Source organism: Desulfosporosinus lacus DSM 15449 (assembly GCF_900129935.1).
Classification (GTDB): Bacteria; Bacillota; Desulfitobacteriia; order Desulfitobacteriales; family Desulfitobacteriaceae; genus Desulfosporosinus; species Desulfosporosinus lacus.
In genome coordinates, this window is sequence record NZ_FQXJ01000003.1 from 146,490 (window position 1) to 165,301 (window position 18,812).

The 18,812-nt window shown below is 41.7% G+C and carries 22 protein-coding genes; all 22 read left to right on the forward strand.

Annotation, left to right across the window (positions count from 1 at the left end):
• The first annotated feature begins 73 nt into the window (after positions 1–73).
• The gene (locus BUB11_RS00775; protein ID WP_073027086.1) at positions 74–2,560 is read left to right on the forward strand and encodes a relaxase/mobilization nuclease domain-containing protein; all 2,487 of its coding nucleotides are present in this window, start codon (positions 74–76) and stop codon (positions 2,558–2,560) included.
• Between the two features lie 23 nt (positions 2,561–2,583).
• Complete coding sequence (locus BUB11_RS00780; protein ID WP_073027088.1) at positions 2,584–3,432, forward strand: hypothetical protein; 849 nt, start codon at positions 2,584–2,586, stop codon at positions 3,430–3,432.
• Positions 3,433–3,448: 16 nt separating this feature from the next.
• Entirely contained in the window at positions 3,449–4,081 is a 633-nt protein-coding gene (locus BUB11_RS00785) for a 5' nucleotidase, NT5C type (protein ID WP_073027090.1), read from the forward strand.
• Between the two features lie 79 nt (positions 4,082–4,160).
• Positions 4,161–4,847 carry a hypothetical protein gene (locus BUB11_RS00790; RefSeq protein WP_073027092.1) on the forward strand — a complete coding sequence of 229 codons (687 nt, stop codon included), beginning with the start codon at positions 4,161–4,163 and terminating at the stop codon, positions 4,845–4,847.
• Between the two features lie 18 nt (positions 4,848–4,865).
• Positions 4,866–6,899, forward strand: a complete 2,034-nt coding sequence (locus tag BUB11_RS00795) for a VirD4-like conjugal transfer protein, CD1115 family (protein ID WP_073027094.1) — start codon at positions 4,866–4,868, stop codon at positions 6,897–6,899.
• Between the two features lie 20 nt (positions 6,900–6,919).
• On the forward strand, positions 6,920–7,252 hold the full coding sequence (locus tag BUB11_RS00800; RefSeq protein ID WP_073027096.1) for a hypothetical protein: 333 nt from the start codon (positions 6,920–6,922) through the stop codon (positions 7,250–7,252).
• Between the two features lie 21 nt (positions 7,253–7,273).
• On the forward strand, positions 7,274–7,519 hold the full coding sequence (locus BUB11_RS00805; protein ID WP_073027098.1) for a DUF6133 family protein: 246 nt from the start codon (positions 7,274–7,276) through the stop codon (positions 7,517–7,519).
• Positions 7,520–7,584: 65 nt separating this feature from the next.
• On the forward strand, positions 7,585–8,415 hold the full coding sequence (locus tag BUB11_RS00810) for a conjugal transfer protein TrbL family protein (protein ID WP_073027100.1): 831 nt from the start codon (positions 7,585–7,587) through the stop codon (positions 8,413–8,415).
• Positions 8,416–8,426: 11 nt separating this feature from the next.
• On the forward strand, positions 8,427–8,639 hold the full coding sequence (locus BUB11_RS00815; RefSeq protein ID WP_073027102.1) for a mercury transporter: 213 nt from the start codon (positions 8,427–8,429) through the stop codon (positions 8,637–8,639).
• Positions 8,640–8,647: 8 nt separating this feature from the next.
• A complete protein-coding gene (locus BUB11_RS00820) occupies positions 8,648–8,974 on the forward strand; it encodes a hypothetical protein (protein ID WP_073027104.1) in 327 nt (108 codons plus the stop codon).
• On the forward strand, positions 8,971–9,384 hold the full coding sequence (locus BUB11_RS00825) for a prepilin peptidase (protein ID WP_073027106.1): 414 nt from the start codon (positions 8,971–8,973) through the stop codon (positions 9,382–9,384). Before BUB11_RS00820 ends, BUB11_RS00825 begins: the two co-directional genes overlap by 4 nt.
• A gap of 450 nt (positions 9,385–9,834) precedes the next feature.
• On the forward strand, positions 9,835–10,134 hold the full coding sequence (locus BUB11_RS00835) for a nucleotidyltransferase family protein (RefSeq protein WP_073027108.1): 300 nt from the start codon (positions 9,835–9,837) through the stop codon (positions 10,132–10,134).
• Entirely contained in the window at positions 10,118–10,504 is a 387-nt protein-coding gene (locus tag BUB11_RS00840) for a HepT-like ribonuclease domain-containing protein (protein WP_073027110.1), read from the forward strand. Before BUB11_RS00835 ends, BUB11_RS00840 begins: the two co-directional genes overlap by 17 nt.
• A 181-nt stretch (positions 10,505–10,685) precedes the next feature.
• On the forward strand, positions 10,686–11,258 hold the full coding sequence (locus tag BUB11_RS00845) for a hypothetical protein (RefSeq protein ID WP_073027112.1): 573 nt from the start codon (positions 10,686–10,688) through the stop codon (positions 11,256–11,258).
• Positions 11,259–11,322: 64 nt separating this feature from the next.
• Positions 11,323–13,245: a DUF8195 domain-containing protein gene (locus tag BUB11_RS00850; RefSeq protein ID WP_073027114.1), complete on the forward strand. Its 1,923-nt coding sequence runs from the start codon at positions 11,323–11,325 to the stop codon at positions 13,243–13,245.
• 29 nt (positions 13,246–13,274) lie between these two features.
• Positions 13,275–13,817, forward strand: coding sequence for a hypothetical protein (locus tag BUB11_RS00855; protein WP_084110105.1), 543 nt, complete (start codon positions 13,275–13,277; stop codon positions 13,815–13,817).
• A 15-nt stretch (positions 13,818–13,832) separates the two neighbouring features.
• Entirely contained in the window at positions 13,833–14,039 is a 207-nt protein-coding gene (locus BUB11_RS00860) for a hypothetical protein (protein ID WP_073027116.1), read from the forward strand.
• Between the two features lie 12 nt (positions 14,040–14,051).
• A complete protein-coding gene (gene cpaB, locus BUB11_RS00865; protein WP_159436877.1) occupies positions 14,052–14,939 on the forward strand; it encodes a Flp pilus assembly protein CpaB in 888 nt (295 codons plus the stop codon).
• Entirely contained in the window at positions 14,929–15,675 is a 747-nt protein-coding gene (locus BUB11_RS00870) for a hypothetical protein (protein ID WP_084110107.1), read from the forward strand. The genes cpaB and BUB11_RS00870 overlap by 11 nt, the downstream gene beginning before the upstream one ends.
• Positions 15,668–17,086 carry a CpaF/VirB11 family protein gene (locus BUB11_RS00875; protein WP_073027118.1) on the forward strand — a complete coding sequence of 473 codons (1,419 nt, stop codon included), beginning with the start codon at positions 15,668–15,670 and terminating at the stop codon, positions 17,084–17,086. Before BUB11_RS00870 ends, BUB11_RS00875 begins: the two co-directional genes overlap by 8 nt.
• A complete protein-coding gene (locus tag BUB11_RS00880) occupies positions 17,004–17,927 on the forward strand; it encodes a type II secretion system F family protein (RefSeq protein ID WP_242947408.1) in 924 nt (307 codons plus the stop codon). The genes BUB11_RS00875 and BUB11_RS00880 overlap by 83 nt, the downstream gene beginning before the upstream one ends.
• A 65-nt stretch (positions 17,928–17,992) precedes the next feature.
• Positions 17,993–18,811, forward strand: a complete 819-nt coding sequence (locus BUB11_RS00885) for a hypothetical protein (RefSeq protein WP_084110108.1) — start codon at positions 17,993–17,995, stop codon at positions 18,809–18,811.
• Position 18,812 lies beyond the last annotated feature (1 nt).

Consider the following 18,812-nt stretch of genomic DNA (forward strand, 5'->3'; position numbering starts at 1 on the left):
AAGTCTTCAGAAGGCAATTGACTATATTACTAACCCTGAGAAGATCAAAGTTAATGATTTTGATACTGAAATGATGGCCATCGAAAGGGTTCTGAAAGATGAAGACAGTTCTAAAGTTGTCTTGGACTATATTATGAATCCGAATAAAACTGATCTCGTTACTGGTGTTAATTGCGTGCCCGAAACGGCATTTGAAGAGATGCTAATGGTTAAAGCTGGCTACAACAAGCAAGAGGGCAGACAGTTTATCCACATCGTTCAATCCTTTCATCCGGCCGAGCAGGTTACGCCGCAGCAGGTCCACGAAATCGGCGTTCGTTTGGCAAAAGAATTTGAGCGGTTCTCAGGTTTTCAGATAATCGTTTCAACTCATTTGGATCGGGAACATCTTCACAACCACTTTGTTTTTAACACTGTCAACATGGAGACCGGCCTTAAATGGCAGCAAAGTCCCTGGCAGATGCAGCAGTTGAAAGACTTTTCAGATGAGCTATGTAAAAATTACGATCTCAGCATCATTGAACACAAAGGAACTCAGAGAGAGTCCACTGGGGAGCACCGGGCTAAGAAACGCGAACAAAGTTGGATGCATGAGCTTCGCTTGGCGGTTGACGCATGTAAACAAACGTCTACTGGCCGAGCCGATTTTATTTCCAACATGCAAAAACTTGGCTATCAGGTAAATTGGACAGATACCCGGAAGGACATTACTTTTACAACGCCTGAGGGAAGGAAATGCAGAAACCTGAGACTGGATAAAACCCTTAGTAAAGAGTCTTTGCAGGAAGCCTTCCGCCTCAACAAAGAATTTGGTGATCCCAAGGTTATGGCTAGGCAGATCGGACAGTTGGAATTGGCAACTAAAGTTGCAAAAATGATGCCTGTTGAAGATGGCGTGATTGTCGAGCAGACCATCGAAAACGAACATAGAAATGGGCAAGGCGAGATTGAAATTAAAGATGCTTTGATCACCGCGGAAGGAAATGAATTCGAGAATCACATAGAGCAAGACCTTTTGGCTGGAGATGCGTTTGAAGAAGATGGGTCAAAAGAGAATGTAATTGTTGACCTTCAAGAAATCGCCTACATCATGGAATGGAGTGATCGTTACAAAGAAGCTCGTACATTTCTCTATGGCAGCAAAGAGGTGGAACAAAATGTTGCCGAAGCTTACCGATTGTTTTTAGAGGAGGCTCAAATCGGCAATGCTCTAGCCTTGCATGATCTGGGCCGGATGCACATGGACGGACTTGGCGTGGAGATGAATCCCGAGACTGCCCAAGAATGGTACACTAAGGCACTTATCGCATTTCAGGCAGTAGAAAGAGATAAGTCGGGATCTTATCCTCAATACCGTATCGGCAAAATGTATGCGGCTGGATTGGGAACACCTCAGAATTACGAAGAAGCAGCAGATTGGTATGAGATGGCCGTCGCTAGAAACCACAAATACGCTCAGTACTCTTTTGCCGGTCTTTACTACCGTGGTCAAGGTGTGGAGCAGAGTCATACGACTGCGTTTTTACTTTATGGCAAATCAGCGGCCCAAGGAAATCCTTATGCTTCTTACGAACTGGCCAAAATGTACCGGGATGGATTAGGCTGCAATAAAGATACGGAGAAGGCCGATCAATATTTCAAAAGTGCTTTTATCGGATTTTCTGCATTAGAGGCCGATAGCCATGATGACAAGCTCCAGTATCGCCTTGGTCAAATGCTCTATATGGGCACCGGCACAGAAAAAGATGCAGTAAGGGCTGTCGAGTACTTGGAGCAATCTGCCAAGCTGGGCAATGTGAATGCCCAATATTTACTTGCCAAGATTTATCTTGAGGCAGATAGTGGGCTTGAAAACGTAGAGAAAGCGTTAGAATGGCTGGGAAAGGCGACCGAAAATGGCAATGCTCAGGCTCAATATGCCTTGGGTAAGCTCTACCGCGACGGCAACCATGTAGAAAAGGATATCGTCAAAGCTCTGGCATTGTTTAAGTTGTCTGCAGAACAGGAAAACCAATTTGCCCAATATGCTCTCGGAAAGCTGTATCTGTTTGGAGAAGAGATTCCACAGGATGCAGAAGCAGCCGTCAAATGGCTGAGCGCATCTGTCGAACAGGAAAACAATTTTGCGCAGTATACCTTGGGTAAGTTGTACGTAGAAGGCAAGGATGTAGCAAAGGACGTGGAAGCAGGGCTAAAACTACTCACGGCTTCAGCAGAACAGGGTAACCAATTCGCCCAGTTTCAACTTGGCAAGATTTATCTGGCCGGAAAAGAAGTGGAACAAGATAAAGCCTTGGCTACTCATTGGCTATCATTGTCGGCAGCTCAAGGAAATGAATATGCTCAACTCCTTCTAGAAAAAATGGATTCTTATAATGCAACCGAAATTGATTTTCTTTTGGTATTAATGCAGTTTTTCTCAACTCAAAACCATAGGCAAAACCAGTCTCGTAACTATCCCTTGTCACATCTCGAAGGCCACGCCCTGCGAGAAAAGATTCTAGACCTTCAATTTGGCAGCATTATGAATTGGGATAAAGGTCAAGGTTACGAACGATAAACTTTACAAGGGAGGTATAAAAAATGTCAGAAAGCATACCAGAAATTCAGATCCCGGAGAGCAAAGGGAAAATTATGAGACAGATCAATGCCTTGGAAATGATGGTCAAAGAGGACACTAATGATCATGACCGGCACATTCATGAAACAGCATTAAACGATTTACAAAAAGCGTTAAAACAAAGTCAGATCAGTGAGTCATTAGAAAACTATAAACAACTTGGGATTGACGGTGAAAAATTAAATGAGATTAAAGTCGGGCTTGAAAATGGTATCGATTTGTTACCCTATGCAATAAAAGGATTTGATGCTAGCCAATTACATGAAATTCATCTGGGACAAAAACAAGGCGTGAACACCGAAGCCTATGCGAAGAAGGAATTTAATTCGTTGCAAATGGGAATTATTCGGATAGGTTTAGAACATAGGGTTGATGTCTCTGTTTATGCGAAGCCAGAATACGATGGACACCAGATGGACGAAATAAGGATAGGGTTAATAAAAGGACTTGATGTTATTTGCTATGCTAATCCGAATTTCTCTTGGCAACAGATGTTTATCATTCAAAATGGGTTAGAAAAAGGTATAGATGTAAGCATTTTTGCAAAAGAAGAGTTTGATCAATCTCAAATGGAATTGTTGAATCTCATGCTTTCAAGGAATATGGACGTTTCGAAATATGCTATGCCTGAAGTTCCTGCTGAAGAAATGGCACGGGAATACTTCAAGGACATTGGGATAAGCATTTCGGATAATGAAAATCCACTAGAGTCCTTCGATTTTTTTGATCACTATAACAAAACTAAGGGAGAAAAAATTGATATAGAAAATGATCATCGGACGGATGACGGTGACTGGGAACATGAATCTTAGGAGAGGGGGAAGCCATATGGCAGAGAAGCAACGTTTATTAGTGGATATGGACGGCACACTTGCCGTCTTCACTCCTGTTGACGAGCTGGAAACATTATATGAACAAGGATACTTTCTTAATCTTAAGCCAATTAACAATGTCGTTCAGTCCGTTAAAGAAATCATTAAGCATAACTCAGACATTGAAGTCAGTATACTATCCGCCTATTTGTCAGATAGTCCCTATGCTTTGGATGAGAAAAACGCATGGCTTGATCAATATCTTCCTGAAGTGGACCTAGAGCATCGTATCTTTTCACCTTGTGGATCAGACAAAAAAGACTATCTTCCGGGCGGCATAAGGGAAACGGATTTTCTGTTAGATGATTACACCCACAATTTAAAGCAATGGCAGCCGCCCGCGCGAGGTATTAAGTTACTTAATGGTATTAACGATACACGGGGAACATGGGAGCATGACCGTATACGGTATGACAAATCTCCGGAAGAATTAGCGGGGAATATTGTCAACATAATGCGAGGTGAGGCGCAAATACATGATGATAAACTTAATGCTTTAGCGCCGAATAACTATTGTGCTCCTTATTGGAATAAGCATTCGTTAGTTAACGATAACGAGATTGAAGATGAATGGGAAAATGTTCCCTAACCAAATCCAGATAAATACCACTTCTCAATTAAGCCCAATTCAAGGAATCTATATATAAACGAAAGGAGGATTTCAATGGATGGACTATGATGAATTAAAAGACGATTTTACTCAAGCATGGTATCACGAATTGTTTAGGCGGCTCAGGGAAGACGGGTATGAGATAGATTTGATTAATAACCACCGAATCTATGCCAATATTTACTCGGGAGATGCTTTGGTCTGCCAAATTGATAAGGATAATGAGCTCAGTGGTGATTGGAGCGGTAAAGTCGTTAAGAGAATTGCTGAAGAAACGGCGGAATATGTATTTGCCCATAAAACGGCACCGACAATAAATTGTATTATTTCGGGCATGCAGCAAATGGGCTATAGAAAACTTTTGGCTTTTAATGACCAGATTCTGGCTGTAAAAAAGATTAGAGAGAAAGGTTATCAATTTGCCACAGGCTATCGGACAGTATTAAGTCTTAACCACTACATCTTGAATAAAAGATACTGCGACTATTCGAAGGCTTGTGAAGACTTTGCCATGAGAGCGGGCTTGGTAGATCAGGATAAGCTTTTAAATGAAGCTGAATTGAAAGTGATTTATTCTGGTTTAACGCAACTCATTAGAATCGATCCCCCACAAGTAACCTTTGAGGAGTTAACCGCTATCGGCCAAGTTTTAAACAAAATTAATTTCTCCATTTTACCCGAATTAAACCTAAGACTAAGCTTAACTGAGGCAAATAATCATGAGCTTGAAGAATTGGAAGTGTGAAAAGAGGGTGATCAGGGGTTGAATAAAATACGTCGGTTAATTATGGCAGGAATGGCCGCTGCCATAGGTACAGTGGCCAATGTGTATTTTTCTACGTTGTTACATTTACTGCTGAAAACGAAATCCCTGGAGTTTGGTTTTCCGACCCTTAGCAGCTGCATCCAGAGCTTAGTATCAGTGAAATCTCACCTGATGCTTTTTTTATGCTTTGAAGGGTTTATCTTACTCTTTGCGGCTTTTCTGTTTTTCAGTAACAACAAACCCTACCAAAGCCGCATGATGCAAATTACGACTGAGATCTCCACCCCCGTGGCTGTAGGGCAGAAGCAGCACGGCTCTGCACGGTGGATGACGGAGAAAGAAAAGAACACCACCTTTCAGAGCTATAGTTTAAATCCTAAAGATAATACCATTCAGGAATTGATCAAGAGAGGATTAGACGACATTGAGAGTAGTAATGAAGACAATAGAGTGTCTATCAAAACAAAGTTAGATCATGGTGGTATCCTATTGGGAATGGAAAAAGACCAAAATACTAAACGACAAAAATTCTATTATAACGCAAAGGATAGGCATAGCTTATGTATTGGTGCCACCGGGAGTGGTAAAACCAGAACAGTACTGCTTCAGACCATCGGAACCATAGGGCTATCGGGAGAGAGCATGATTCTTTCTGATCCTAAAGGAGAGTTATTCCAATATACCTTTCCTTATCTTAAGCGGTTAGGTTATGAAGTCGTTGCCTTGGATTTTAGAAATCCTCTCAAAAGTCATTGCTACAATTACCTTCAATCGGTCATTGATGCCATCGATCAAGAGGATATAGCTAAAGCGATTAGTGCAACATGGGATATCACGGCAACTTTAGTTGGGGAAGCGAAAGGGGAGCGAATTTGGAACGATGGGGAAGCCTCCGTGATTGCCAGCTCTATTATGAGTGTCGTATACGATAATAGGGAAGGGGATAAGCGTAAATACCAGAACATGACCAATGTTTACTACTTTATCGCGTTTATGTGCAAGACCATTAATAACAAGATGCCCATCCTTGAGTATGTCAAGCGACTTCCCGATTCACATCCAGCGAAAGCCTTGCTCGCTATTTCAGAGGTGGCACCGGCGAGGACAAGAGGTAGTTTCTATACGGCTGCCTTATCGACACTGCGCTTGTTTACCGATCCTTCCATCTATTCCATGACTTGTCGGAGTGATTTTAACCCTGGTGATGTGGGATCTAAGAAACAGGCTATTTTCATCATATTGCCGGATGAAAAGACCACCTTTTATTCTCTGGCCAGTTTATTTGTTTCACAATTGTACGGGCAATTAGTTCAGATCGCAGATCAGCGCGGAGGGCGATTAGAAAACAGGGTTCACTTTAACCTTGAAGAGTTTGGAAACTTTGTCAAGATTCCTGACTTTGCCAACAAACTGACGGTTGCCCGAAGCCGTGGTATTCTGTTTGATCTTTTTATTCAATCTTTTGCTCAACTTGAAGAGAAGTATGGAAGAGAGATTGCGCGAATTATTCGAGGCAACTGTGAAAACTGGATTTACCTTCAGGCAGATGATGAAGAGACACTCAAAGAGCTATCAGGAAAGCTAGGAACTTACACCGTTTCATCCTATTCCCTAAGTGCTAATAATGGAAGGTATTCCACACCATCTACGAGTCAGAGTACGAGCCTAATGAGCCGATCCCTACTTACACCTGATGAGGTTCGGCTAATATTGCGTCCCTACAGTTTGATAACTTCACGCGGTCATCCGGCCATTATGTACGCTCCTGATTTGTCAGAAACTCATTTTAACCTAATGTTCGGATTAGGTGACGAAAAACACAACATAAGTATCCGCGAACTACGTGAAAACCGGAGACCTAAGCGCAATGTCAATATCAATGACATTGCACTATGGGGAGTGTGGAAATTCTATACCGCGGCTTGTCTGCAACCATCTTCGACAGTCCCCATCCGGTCTCCAGATGAAGAAGGATTGAGCTTTCACAAAAAATATCAAGAGGGATTTACTAGTCATCAAGATAACGAATAAAAGGAGGTGAATAATAACGTATGCTCAAGAACTACAAAAAAACCATCTTGGCAGTCATATTTATGACTGTCTTTTTGTTAAGCTTCCCGCATGCTGCTTTTGCTGAGGATATAGCTAGTAGCAAGATTTTTACCGGTTCCATGAAGCTCTTTGAGGATTTGGGAAAGGCCTTAATGATTGCTGCTCCAGTAGCTGGAGTGCCTATTTTGGCCTATTTTTGGCTTAGGCGTGGAGCTGCAGATGAGATGGATCAAAAGTCCTGGAATAAAAGGATTGTTGTCGCATTAATATCTGTTCTTGGTGTAGAACTGACAGGGGTCATAATCAGTGTTGCTATGTACTATTACGCGTAAAGAATGAGGAGGAAGCGTGTTATGAAAAAAACCTACGGTATGATTAATGAAAAAACGACTACGGTTTACTTTAACGGGAAAGGAAAACTTATTAGAGTATTATCCAACCGGCGTGGGGAGTCCGATACCACGGGGGCTGCTGTAAAGATTCTTATCTCCGTAGTATTAGGAGCATTAATACTTAGTGGACTCTATTACCTGATACATGATATCGTTCTGCCCAACCTAAATACCCGGGTAGAAGATATGTTTGACTATAATGGCTAAAGCTTGCCTCATGGCTTGCGGGGGTTATCTCTACAAGCCATCTTTAGAGAAAGGGAGGTCTAAGCTTGGAAGCTCTTTTAATGGTATTAATCGAAGCACTTTTATCCGGTGTATTAGAGTACATGGATAGCATGCTTCTCAATTTGGTGCCTATGGCATTTTATGCCGAGCAGTTTTTAGATCAGATGTTAGGGAGAGATGTCATATCTGAGCTTTTTAACATTCTGTTTTCTTTTGGAGTTTCCCTGATCATTCTAAAGTTTATTAAGAAAGGATTCGATACCTATATCCTTTGGATTGATGGAGATGCGGATACTGACCCAATTCTTTATCTAACCTATTTAGTAAAAGCGTTAGTGGTTGCCATCTCCTTTCCTACCCTCTATGGGTGGATGGCGACCATTGTTCAAAATTTAACCGACAAGCTGTTAAACATTATTAGTCAGGGAGTCGTTGTAGATTTTACCAGCATTATTACAGGTATCGTTTCCAAGGGGCTTCTTACCGGCATTGTCGGCGTGATCTTCTTCGGATGTCTCCTTTATCTCTATGTCAAATTTCTACAAACGGGACTTGAAATTTTGATTCTCCGCCTAGGTATTCCGGTAGCCTGCGTGGGTCTGGTGGACTCTGACCAAGGAGTTTTCAAAACGTACATGCAAAAATTCTTCCAAGCCATGATTACGGTGATGTTGCAAATCGCACTCCTTAAGTTGGGCTTGGCTCTTGTCCTAAATGGACATCTGATATGGGCGCTTGCGGTCATTGTCATGGCTTTACGTACTCCTAAATTCTTACAAGAATTTATCATTCTTTCAGGAGGTCAAGGCGGTGGCATGATGAAAGCCTATCATGCCACTCGTTTGGTTCAGATGGTCAAAGGAGTTATGAAATAAAGTAAGGGGGAATGGAGGTGGAGGTAGATGAGATTACAAAAGCTATTATTTTGCTAGTTCGTGCGGGGGTATTTATGAGGATAGCCTTTTGTTTTCTTAGAATGATGGGAGATGAAGATGAGAGTCCTATGTACAAGAAAAGAGCGATTCATGCGGGTGTCTTTTATATTATTGCTGAATCAATTTGGCAATTAAAAGATATCGTATTCTATTACTATGCTTAGGAGGCCCTATGGAAGACACAAAAAAGACGCTCTATATTCCGGTCGGAATCAAGACTCGACCGGAATACTTCGACGGATTTGGTAAAACTGAATTGAGGCAATCTACCCTGATATGTTTGCTGGGTGGAGGAATGGATTTACTAGCTTTTCTGTTCACGCAAAATATATCGGTCTGCGTCTTGGCAATGTTTGTTATCATCGCTGGTAGTGTCATGATGTCCACTAAAGATCAAACAAATCTATCGGCTGTCGATCAAGTGAAAAATATGATTCACTTTGCCCGGTCTCAAAAGAATTATCCTTATGTAGCCTTAGATGAGTGGAAATCCAGATGACAGCAGAAAGCTTAATAGTGATTAAAGGATTATTGTTTTTTTCAGTACTATTATTTGCCGCCATCCACGATGCTAAAACCAAGATCATTCCCGATACAATTCACGTTCTACTCATTCTCATCAGCTTAATAGGCTTTGACTGGAATTCTCTGTTCGGGTTCTTTCTTGTTCCCATGCCGTTTATGTTAGTGGCTTTGAAGAAAAGCGAAAGCCTTGGTGGAGGTGATGTCAAGCTCATGGCCGGAATCGGTTGCGTCTTAGGAGTTATGGAAGGATTTTCTGCCAGTGCAATAGGATTGAGTTTATCCATTCTGATTAACCTGATAAGGGGCAAGCGGAATCAACCGTTTGCCCTTGGTCCCTATTTGGCCGCAGGGGCTATGATTATCTTTCTTATTGCTCCAAAATAAAGATAAAAATAGGGGTTAAGATAAACAGGGTATAGATTTGAGGGAAAATAATTTTAAAATTTGTGGTATACTATTTCCATAGAATGGATTTAGGAAACTGGTCGATTATCAAATAAAAGGATGATTAATTATGTGGTACAAAGCTATATGATTAATGGAATCAAAATGATTGTGTCGATATAGTAAAACGCTATGGTGTTAAACGAGTTATCCTTTTTGGTTCTTATGCCAAAGTAGAAGCAGTACTCGACAGCGTTATTGGTTTATGGATTGATAGAGGAAAGATAGAAGACTACTTTAAACTATCAAGATTCAGGCTGGAGCTTGAGGACGAATTAGATACGCATAATTGATTTACTAATAACCGAATCTTTAAGTAAAAATTTCTTAAAAGAGTATAGGAGAGAGGAAATCCTGCTCTATGAATGGGAAAGATAAGGAGTGATTTTGATGAATGCAGATGAGATTAAAAGCAAGCTTCGCCCAGTGTTTGACGCTGCTCCTGTCTATCGCGCGATATTATTTGGATCCTATGCAAGGGATATGGCAACTGATAAAAGTGATGTAGATATTGTTATCGACAGCCGGGGAGAGTTGCTGAATATCAACTTTTACGGAGTATTGGAGGATATAATTCAAACCTTGGGAAAGCAAGTTGATCTCATTGAGCTTTCTGAGATCAAACCTGGTTCGCCTATCTTCGAAGAAATTGAAAGCCGGGGGGTCTTACTTTATGACCGGCAAGGATAGAATTATCTTACAAAAAACGATTAATTATGCCCGGGATGCTGTTCAATATATAAGTGGTATGGATCTCGAACAGTTCATGGATGATCGAAAAACCATTTCAGCCTGTGCTTTTTGTATAGGTCAGATAGGCGAACTAGTTAAAGAAGTGGATCCTTTGACACAAGACGCGAATCCCCAAATTCCTTGGAGAAGCATCCGGGGTATGCGTAACAAGATCATACATGACTACGAAAATATCGATTTAGCGGTTTTATGGGGAACCATTACAAAAAGTCTTCCAGAGTTAATTCTTCAGATGCATCATCTTTTAGCCATAGAAACATTGACTGCATTGACATTAGAAGAGAATGAAGACGAATACGAACGCTAACCATTTCAAGGGCAGCCTAACCGCTGTCTTTATCTATAGAGATACTGAAAAACAAAAGATGAATTAAAGCTATTTTTCTTTTAATATCTTATATATACTCTTAAATGCTTGATATTTCATGCCATTGTAGAGTATAATAGGATTAAGATGGTAGACTTTGCTTTTATAGGAGGTCTGACAAATGAGTATGGAAGAAATTAATAAGGCTAAACGATTTAAATTAGGTACTATAATCTTAGCAATTCCGATCATCGTAGGATTAAGCTTCGGTATCTATTGGAAACTTCAACCGGAAGAAAGTGTTGGCTGGGACGAATCAGGGTTTGAACAAACTCAGGCTAATGATTCGGATTTAGTTAAAACTTCAATCCCTGGAACCACCAAATCATCGGAACAAATTGCAGATGAAGCGGCAAAATTGGTGGAACAGATGAAACAATCACAACAGCAGCAAGCCACGATGGTTAATGGCAAGCAAGTTGAGTTAATAAATGAACCGGCTCCTGAGCCTGTGGTTGAGCCTACTCCCCGGTATGAATCTAAGGAAGAAGCGGCTAAGAATCCACCGCCTAAGCCTACTGAAACTGCAAAGCAACAGCCAACGCAGAATAATAATACTGGTGGTAGTAATAGCGGAGGTAGTAACTTAGTTCCTCCAGAACAGAATCCATTTTTGAATCCTGCAAACGCTTCTAATGCTCAGGCAACACCTTCCAACAGTAAGTATGTTTCGGGTACAGGTGATAAGTTCTAAGAATTAAGTAAGCAAAAAGCAGTCCAATTGGGCTGCTTTTTTGTTGCGCAAAAAGGAGGAAATTATGAAACTTAAAACAATGTTGATTATGCTGCTCTGCCTATGCTTGCTTTTTCCTTCAGTAACCCTGGCAGAGGATAACGCCGAAGGAGGAGACGGAAGCGTAGGCGGAGCAGAAACAGGATACGCACATTATAACTCAGGCGAATATTTGTATAAGGTTTCTGTGTATGTGGGTCTGTCCGATCAGGCTAAAACATCAGATTCTAATCTGGACAAGTTTAAGATGATTGGGAATGCTCCAATTTATATTCAGCCAGGCCATTTTACTCTGCCAAGTGGCAGCCTTTTTTATGGAAATGGTAGCAAAATCGATTATTTAAGCGGAATGTCTTTCACTGCATCCACGTCTCCACTAATTAGAATTCATAGCAGTCCACCGCCAGCTCCGCCCGTTGTCAGCGGAGGAAATATACAAGCAGTTAAAGAATATTTTGGTGATACAAATACTCTAAATGAGCTCATTGACGACTTTGCCGACCAAAAAGGCACATCACGAGAAGGCTTAGTCTCAGACCTTCAGTTTACAATACGTGGAGAAACCGGCACTGTCTCCCCTGATCGGATACTTCCTTCCAAAGATGCGGATGGTAATTTTCTCAACGAAGTTCCCTGGCTTGTTGTCTACGAGCCGGTCATTATCGCCTACCTCAAGGACGGCACCACAAAACTGGCATTCACTGCCACAGAATATGCCCTAGCTCAAAAGCTGGGGTATTTTAATTTTGGTGGTGGAGCAGATGGCCAGTTGATCACAGCCCTCACTCATCGGGCCTTGCCTAATTCCATTGTTTTGGAACATAGCTGGTTCGGATACCCTGTTACATCACCTCTTGACGAAGGTATCAATTGGGCCAATGAACGCATCATCCTAGGGGGTGGTTGGGGGATGCGTTTCCTTCCGGCCAACGCCACAGGAACTCCGGAAGAGCCTCCATCCACCTATGATGTGGAATACCGTGTGAATACAGACGTTATTACTGCCGTTGAAGTACATGCCAGTAGCCGCATTACTCCTAACGCTAAAGCCTATGTCCACTTTACTACCAGCACGGGACAAAGTGGCACTCATGCACTGGTCATGCCAGCTGGGGGATCTCAACTCGCTTGGTTTAAATGGCATACTCCATCCACACCACAAGACGTTACCATATCTATATCCATATCTGGAAACAACTCCGCCCGTATTGCCGGAAGCTCATCGGCCACTATCAATGCTAACGTGATTGAGCTGGAGGAACTTACTCCACCCGATACAAAGCTTTTTGATCTCAATCCGGAAGGTGAGGCAAGAACGCCTGATTATTGGCTGCCAGAGTCACCGCCTCTCAGAAGTGAAAAACTTGCTGCTACATGGGGGGAGTGGAAAGCTTGGTGGGTAGAGCTAGAGGATGGTTCAGGATATTGGGAATATGAATGGATTACTTATTCTGCGGAATTGGACGTGAGAATGGATATCTTGCCTAATGAGCATTGCCCTACAGCTAAGCCCGATCCGGTCTATTATGATAAATGGCAAATGCCTGCCGGATACGGAGTTGATATAGATGTATCTGCTCAAAGTTGGTTCACTGCTAATTCTAATATGGTCACAGGAGCCCAAAACGCTATTGTTTATTTCCCCGAATTTGATTATGGCACCTATAATCGGGTACTTGACTTGAAGGAGGCAGGTTTTAATGCTGAATTTTGGTTTAAGGTGAATCAGGATTCCCATTATGCTGAAGATGGGGATAGGGTACACTTTACGCCAATCTGGTTTCCCAAAAATCATAACGAATATGAGCCTCAAGTTGTTGTTTTTGATATGTGGACTCCGGCAGGGATGCTGACAGGTTCACAATCCAATTATTTAACCCTTAAAGGTTCGGTCATTGATGATTGGCATATTGCTCCTGCCGATCCGGAAGAAATAATGAAGCGATGATAGGAGGCGATAATTGAGAGGTGAGATGTTTGATATTAAAAAAGGTACTAAGGGATAAACAGGGATTAGGCTACCCCTTAGTGGCCGCCATCGTCTTGGTTCTCCTCATGCTCATGATGGTAGGCTATGAGTATGTGCGGCTACAAATTATTGGATATGGAGTGAGAGATGCAGTGCAGTCCGCTGTAAATACTGTAGCGACCGCGAATTATGAAACATCATTTGGAGGGTTAAAAAGTGGTTATTCAGGAGGATATGAACGTAATGAAACGGTGTGGCTACCTAGGCTTAGTACGGGAGACGTTTATGCAGAGCTAGATCGAATTTTAGGAACGTCTCCCAATGGAAGTCGACATACCAAAATGGCGGGAGATGCCAAGGAATTTGAAGTTTATGGACTAACCGTCGATGTTCTTAATGCTCCCTTCAAACCTGATCATTCAATAAGAGCTGAAACTTTGGCAATCACAACTCGAATAACCTTAGAAGTACCCCTTTGGTTTATGGGTGTACAGGTGGATGTAATGAAAGCGGATTTAGTCATTGCTACAAATTTCGTCGCTAAATTTTAAGAAGGTGGGAGAAACTTGGATAAGAGGAAAGGGAAGTATACTAACCGTCACCCAACCCATAGTCGATTTACTCATTGCCCAGTCTGTCATAGCCGTGCGATTGGTTCTGTCGGTAGAAATCACTATTATTGTGCCGATTGTTGCTGTGAATTCAATGGAAAACAAGACCTTAAGATTTATGCCCTAGATCGTGACGGAGTATCACAACGAATTGTAATTTGAGGAGGAAGCATTGTGTTTAGAAAAAGAGCGGATAAACCATCGTCTGAAAATCGAAATACGGTGAAAGTACAAAGGACAAAAGATGATACCCTGAAATCCGAGCCAATCAAAAAGGCATTACCTAAGCCAAAATTGAACCTCAATAGATTCAAAAACAGAACAACCATAGGAATTGCTTGTATTATCCTCGCTTTTCTTATTGTTTTTGGACTATCACCCCTGATCAATAAGGCTGCGAAAGCCCAGACTGTTATTGTAAGGGTTGAAAAAGATATCGAAGCTGGTCAAAGGGTAACCGCGGATAAGATTGAGAAGGTGACAGTGGGGGGATACAACCTTCCTGGCAATGTAGCAAAACGAGCGGAGGATGTAGTGGGCAAATATGCGATAGCGGGACTAAAACCGGGCGATTACATTTTATCTAGTAAAATATCCTCCGATCCCTTTTTCAATAACCCTTATCTATATAATCTTCCCGAAGGGAAAGTGGCCATTTCAGTTAGTTTGAAAAGCCTTGCGTCAGGGTTATCAGGAAAGCTTCAAAATGGTGATATTGTCTCTTTGATTGCGATAGGTGGTAACAATGGAAAAAAGGAAGCTGTACGGTTGCCAGAACTTGAATATGTAGAAGTATTAGCGGTGACCACAAAGAAGGGATCGGATAGTAATCAGCAAAATCAAGGTGAGTCAACTGAAGATCAGGATATTCCTGCGACAGTTATTTTAAGCGTCAACCCAATACAAGCTTTAAAGCTGGCCGAATATGAGGAAAATGGCAAGCTTCATGCAACATTAGTGAGTAGGGGCAACGAGGAGAAAAAACAAATGCTTCTGGCTGCTCAGGAAAGCATCTTTTCTCAAAGCCCAGAAGGTAAGGAGGGGACAGCGAGTGGGGAGTAATCAGATGATCGCAATCTGGGGAAGCCCGGGGAGCGGAAAGACCGTAGTTAGCATGAAGCTGGCCAGAATTTTGGCCTCTAAGCAAAAGACAGTTGCCTTGGTGTTATGCGATCTTCTTTGTCCGATGCTACCTGTTCTTTTTCCAACAATAGATCCTAAAGAGAGATCCTTAGGGATACTCTTAACAAAGGCAGATATGAATCAGGAAGCTATCTTGTCTAATCTTATATTGCCTAATGATGGAGAGTTTATAGGAGTATTGGGATATAAGAAAGGTGAAAATAGTACATCCTATCCAGACTATACCGTGGAGAAGGCCGCGGACCTATTTTTATTGCTTCGCCATAAAGTGGATTATGTTATTGTAGATTGTACAAGTCAATTATCAGGAGATGATTTATCCACTGTAGCCCTGAGGGATGCAGATCAAGTGCTTCGATGCGGGACAGCTGATTTAAAGGGACTGTCCTTTTTTGATGCTCAATTACCTGTGTTGTCCATGAATAAAGCGTTTCGTACAGAAAGGCATCTTAAAGCGTTATCCGGATTTAAAAGCTATTCCCCTAAGAAGGAAGTGGCTGAAGCCTATGGGAATATAGATTTCTTCTTGTCTTTTGCTGAGGAAATAGAGCGACAATGCTTAGAAGGGAGGCTCTTAGATCCTCTGAAGACTTCAGAAGGTAAGAGTTTTGTAAAAGAATTAAAGAGATTCGCTTTGGAGGTATTTGATGAGTAATCTGTTTAAACAAAATGTTAATATTCGTGATTATAAGCTGGTGTTAGATGAAGTCCAAGAGTATATATCAACCACTTATGCTACAGCGTTTGATGATGACGATGATCGTCAGAAGGAGCAGATTAAACTCTATATCACTAAGTTTATAGAGGACAAGAACTTAGGTGTTAATAACCTGTCTAAGGAACAACTGGTGGATAAGCTTTATTTTGAGATGAAAGAAGCATCGTTTTTAACGCAATATCTTGAATCCAAAGATATGGAAGAAATCAATATAAATTCATGGGACGATATAAAACTTAACATGGCGGATGGGCGCAAGATAACACTTGATGAACATTTTAATTCCCCCCAGCACGCGCTTGATGTCATTAAACGTTTACTTCGTCCATCAGGGGCTATTCTTGATGATGAAAGTCCCATGGTGCGCGGTCATTTGCGGAACAATATTCGGATTACAGCTTACGCTCCTCCGGTTGTGGATGCAAAGGTAGGTGTTTCCGCATCCATTCGTATTGTTAATCCTCAACATTTATGCAGGGAGGATTTCGTAAAAAAAGGGACAGCAACGCCGGAAATGCTGGATGAACTAAGTTTGCTCTTGCGCTATGGCATTAGTATTTGCATCGGTGGCTCAACTGGATCGGGGAAAACTACGACCTTGTCGTGGCTGCTGGAATCAGTACGCCGATACAAACGAATTTTCACTATTGAAGTTGAGAACCGGGAATTTGATCTTGTTGAGAAAAATGAGCAGGGTAAAACTATGACTAATGTGGTGCATACAGTGACCCGAAGAAGTGATAATCCCAAACGAGTGATTGATGTAGAAAAGCTGTTGGAATATGGACTTACGACGAATCCGGACATCATCGGTATTGGTGAAATGAAAAGCTCTGAAGCTTATGGGGCTCAGGAAGCAGCTCGGACAGGCCATGCCGTGGTTACGACGACTCACACCAACTCGTGTGAGGCGGCTTATCCACGGATGCGAACCCTTTGTAAGCAAAAATACGATCTCAATGATAAAACTTTAGATGATATGGTATCTGAAGCTTTTCCCATTGTGGTATTTCAAAAAGAACTAGAGGATCATTCTCGAAAAATCATGGAAATAACAGAATGCGAAATTCTATCTAATGGAGAGCGAAAACTACACACACTTTGGCGTTACAATGTCGTGGAGAACAAGATTATTGGTGGCAAAACGATAATCAAAGGGTATTTTGAGCGGGTAAACCCTATTTCGGAGAGAATGCAAAAGCGTTTAATTCAAAATGGGATGCCTAAGTTAATATTAGATCAATTTTTGGAAGGAGGGTTTAGTGATGATGTTATCGCTCATTGCGTTCCTGGCGTTAGTGGCAGGGAGCTTTTTACTCCTAAGGCTGTCGCCGGTGGAAATGGCTGAAGAGCTGATTCAAAAGCTTCAAGCAGAAAAAGTAACCCTTAAAGGAATGGTTGATGCTATCGAAGGAAAGAGAAAACGGGGTCTTAAGAAACTAATCAATGAGACATGGGATATTCTTGTGGTAACACAAAAAACAACCATGTTTTCGATCTTAGCCTTAATAGCAGTGGTACTATTCTTTACGGGTATTCTTATTGGCTTAATGTCATCCAACTATTTTCTTATACCGGTCCTCTCTGGAGGATTTTTTCTTTTGCCTTTTTGGTATGTCATTTTTACAGCAACCTCCTATAAAAAACAGCTCAATGCTGAATTAGAAACGGCCCTTTCCATTGTCACAACATCGTATATTCGAAGTAACGATTTCATTTTAGCCGTAGAAGAAAACATTGAAGTCCTTAATCCGCCAGTGGTTGAACCCTTTAAAGCCTTTTTGAAGGAAAATAAGTTGATTACATCCAATGTCAAATTAGCGTTAGAAAAACTGCGGGAAAGAATTGACAACGACGTGTTTAAAGAATGGGTTGATCAGGTGATCGCCTGCCAGCAGGACAAAAGTCTGAAATTCACCCTTTATCCCATCGTGGGGAAATTATCGGATATGAGAACTGTGGGCCTGGAATTGGATTATCTGCTCTATGGACCTATTAAAGAATTTATCTCTATGGTCTCTTTGGTGTTAGGGAGTATTCCCTTACTCTATTTCCTCAATAAAAATTGGTACAGCAATATAATGTATACCAGTGCGGGGAAAGCAACCTTGGCTGGAATAATTCTGGTCATTTTCTGGTCATTGGCCGGAGTCATTCGCTTGTCTCGGCCCGTTGAGTATAAGAGGTGAGGTGAGGTACTGTGTCAGCTTTAGTTATTCTTTTCGCTTGCTTAATCTCAGGAGGTGTGTATTTTTTGTTGACAGCTCAACTGGATTTACCTAGCCATGCTGCGACAAAAACGATCTTGAGTTACAAAAAGCAAGGAGTTAATAAGCCCAAGGCGACGGAGACCATGATCTGGCAATTAGCCGTCAAATTATCCCCATGGATTCGCTTGAACGAGTATAAACAACGAAGGCTTAAAGCCAGTTTGAAATCGACAGGAATTCAATATACTCCTGAAACTTACATGGCTCAAGCTATAGTTAAAGCCGGGTGTTGCCTCTTAGGCACTATCCCGGCACTGCTCATTTTTCCTCCCATTGCGCTAGGGTTAATTGTTCTTGCAATCTATGTCTACTTTTATGAGGTTCAGCGCGTGGATAGGTTATTGAAAAAGAAGCGGGAAGCGATTGAAAATGAATTGCCACGTTTTGTACTCAACGTTGAACAGGAACTGAAAGCTAGTCGGAATGTAGTCTCCATTCTAGATAAGCACAGAAAAAAAGCTGGGAAGGGACTAGAGAAGGAACTCGAAATCACAGTGGCTGACATGAAAACAGGCAATCAAGAATTAGCTTTATCTAAGCTTGATGCCCGGGTAGGTAGCTCCATGTTGTCTGAGGTAGTGCGCGGTCTGATTGGAGTCATCAGGGGTGACGATAACGTGCTGTATTTTCAGCGCTTGGCCCATGGGTTTAAACAGATTGAATTTCAAAAGTTGAAAATGATAGCGCAAAAACGTCCTGGGCAAATGCGTAAATACTCCCTGGCTTTGCTAGGCTGCTTTATCATGGTTTTTGTCATTGCTATTGGGATGCACTTAGTCACGGCTACCGGAGAAATGTTTTAGG

What these genes read in the sequence shown, in the direction of transcription:
- BUB11_RS00775 (WP_073027086.1), top strand. Translation starts at nt 74, where the DNA reads ATGGCCATCGAAAGGGTTCTGAAAGATGAAGACAGTTCTAAAGTTGTC.
- BUB11_RS00780 (WP_073027088.1), top strand. Translation starts at nt 2,584, where the DNA reads ATGTCAGAAAGCATACCAGAAATTCAGATCCCGGAGAGCAAAGGGAAA.
- BUB11_RS00785 (WP_073027090.1), top strand. Translation starts at nt 3,449, where the DNA reads ATGGCAGAGAAGCAACGTTTATTAGTGGATATGGACGGCACACTTGCC.
- BUB11_RS00790 (WP_073027092.1), top strand. Translation starts at nt 4,161, where the DNA reads ATGGACTATGATGAATTAAAAGACGATTTTACTCAAGCATGGTATCAC.
- BUB11_RS00800 (WP_073027096.1), top strand. Translation starts at nt 6,920, where the DNA reads ATGCTCAAGAACTACAAAAAAACCATCTTGGCAGTCATATTTATGACT.
- BUB11_RS00805 (WP_073027098.1), top strand. Translation starts at nt 7,274, where the DNA reads ATGAAAAAAACCTACGGTATGATTAATGAAAAAACGACTACGGTTTAC.
- BUB11_RS00815 (WP_073027102.1), top strand. Translation starts at nt 8,427, where the DNA reads ATGGAGGTGGAGGTAGATGAGATTACAAAAGCTATTATTTTGCTAGTT.
- BUB11_RS00820 (WP_073027104.1), top strand. Translation starts at nt 8,648, where the DNA reads ATGGAAGACACAAAAAAGACGCTCTATATTCCGGTCGGAATCAAGACT.
- BUB11_RS00825 (WP_073027106.1), top strand. Translation starts at nt 8,971, where the DNA reads ATGACAGCAGAAAGCTTAATAGTGATTAAAGGATTATTGTTTTTTTCA.
- BUB11_RS00835 (WP_073027108.1), top strand. Translation starts at nt 9,835, where the DNA reads ATGAATGCAGATGAGATTAAAAGCAAGCTTCGCCCAGTGTTTGACGCT.
- BUB11_RS00840 (WP_073027110.1), top strand. Translation starts at nt 10,118, where the DNA reads ATGACCGGCAAGGATAGAATTATCTTACAAAAAACGATTAATTATGCC.
- BUB11_RS00845 (WP_073027112.1), top strand. Translation starts at nt 10,686, where the DNA reads ATGAGTATGGAAGAAATTAATAAGGCTAAACGATTTAAATTAGGTACT.
- BUB11_RS00850 (WP_073027114.1), top strand. Translation starts at nt 11,323, where the DNA reads ATGAAACTTAAAACAATGTTGATTATGCTGCTCTGCCTATGCTTGCTT.
- BUB11_RS00875 (WP_073027118.1), top strand. Translation starts at nt 15,668, where the DNA reads ATGAGTAATCTGTTTAAACAAAATGTTAATATTCGTGATTATAAGCTG.
- BUB11_RS00880 (WP_242947408.1), top strand. Translation starts at nt 17,004, where the DNA reads ATGATGTTATCGCTCATTGCGTTCCTGGCGTTAGTGGCAGGGAGCTTT.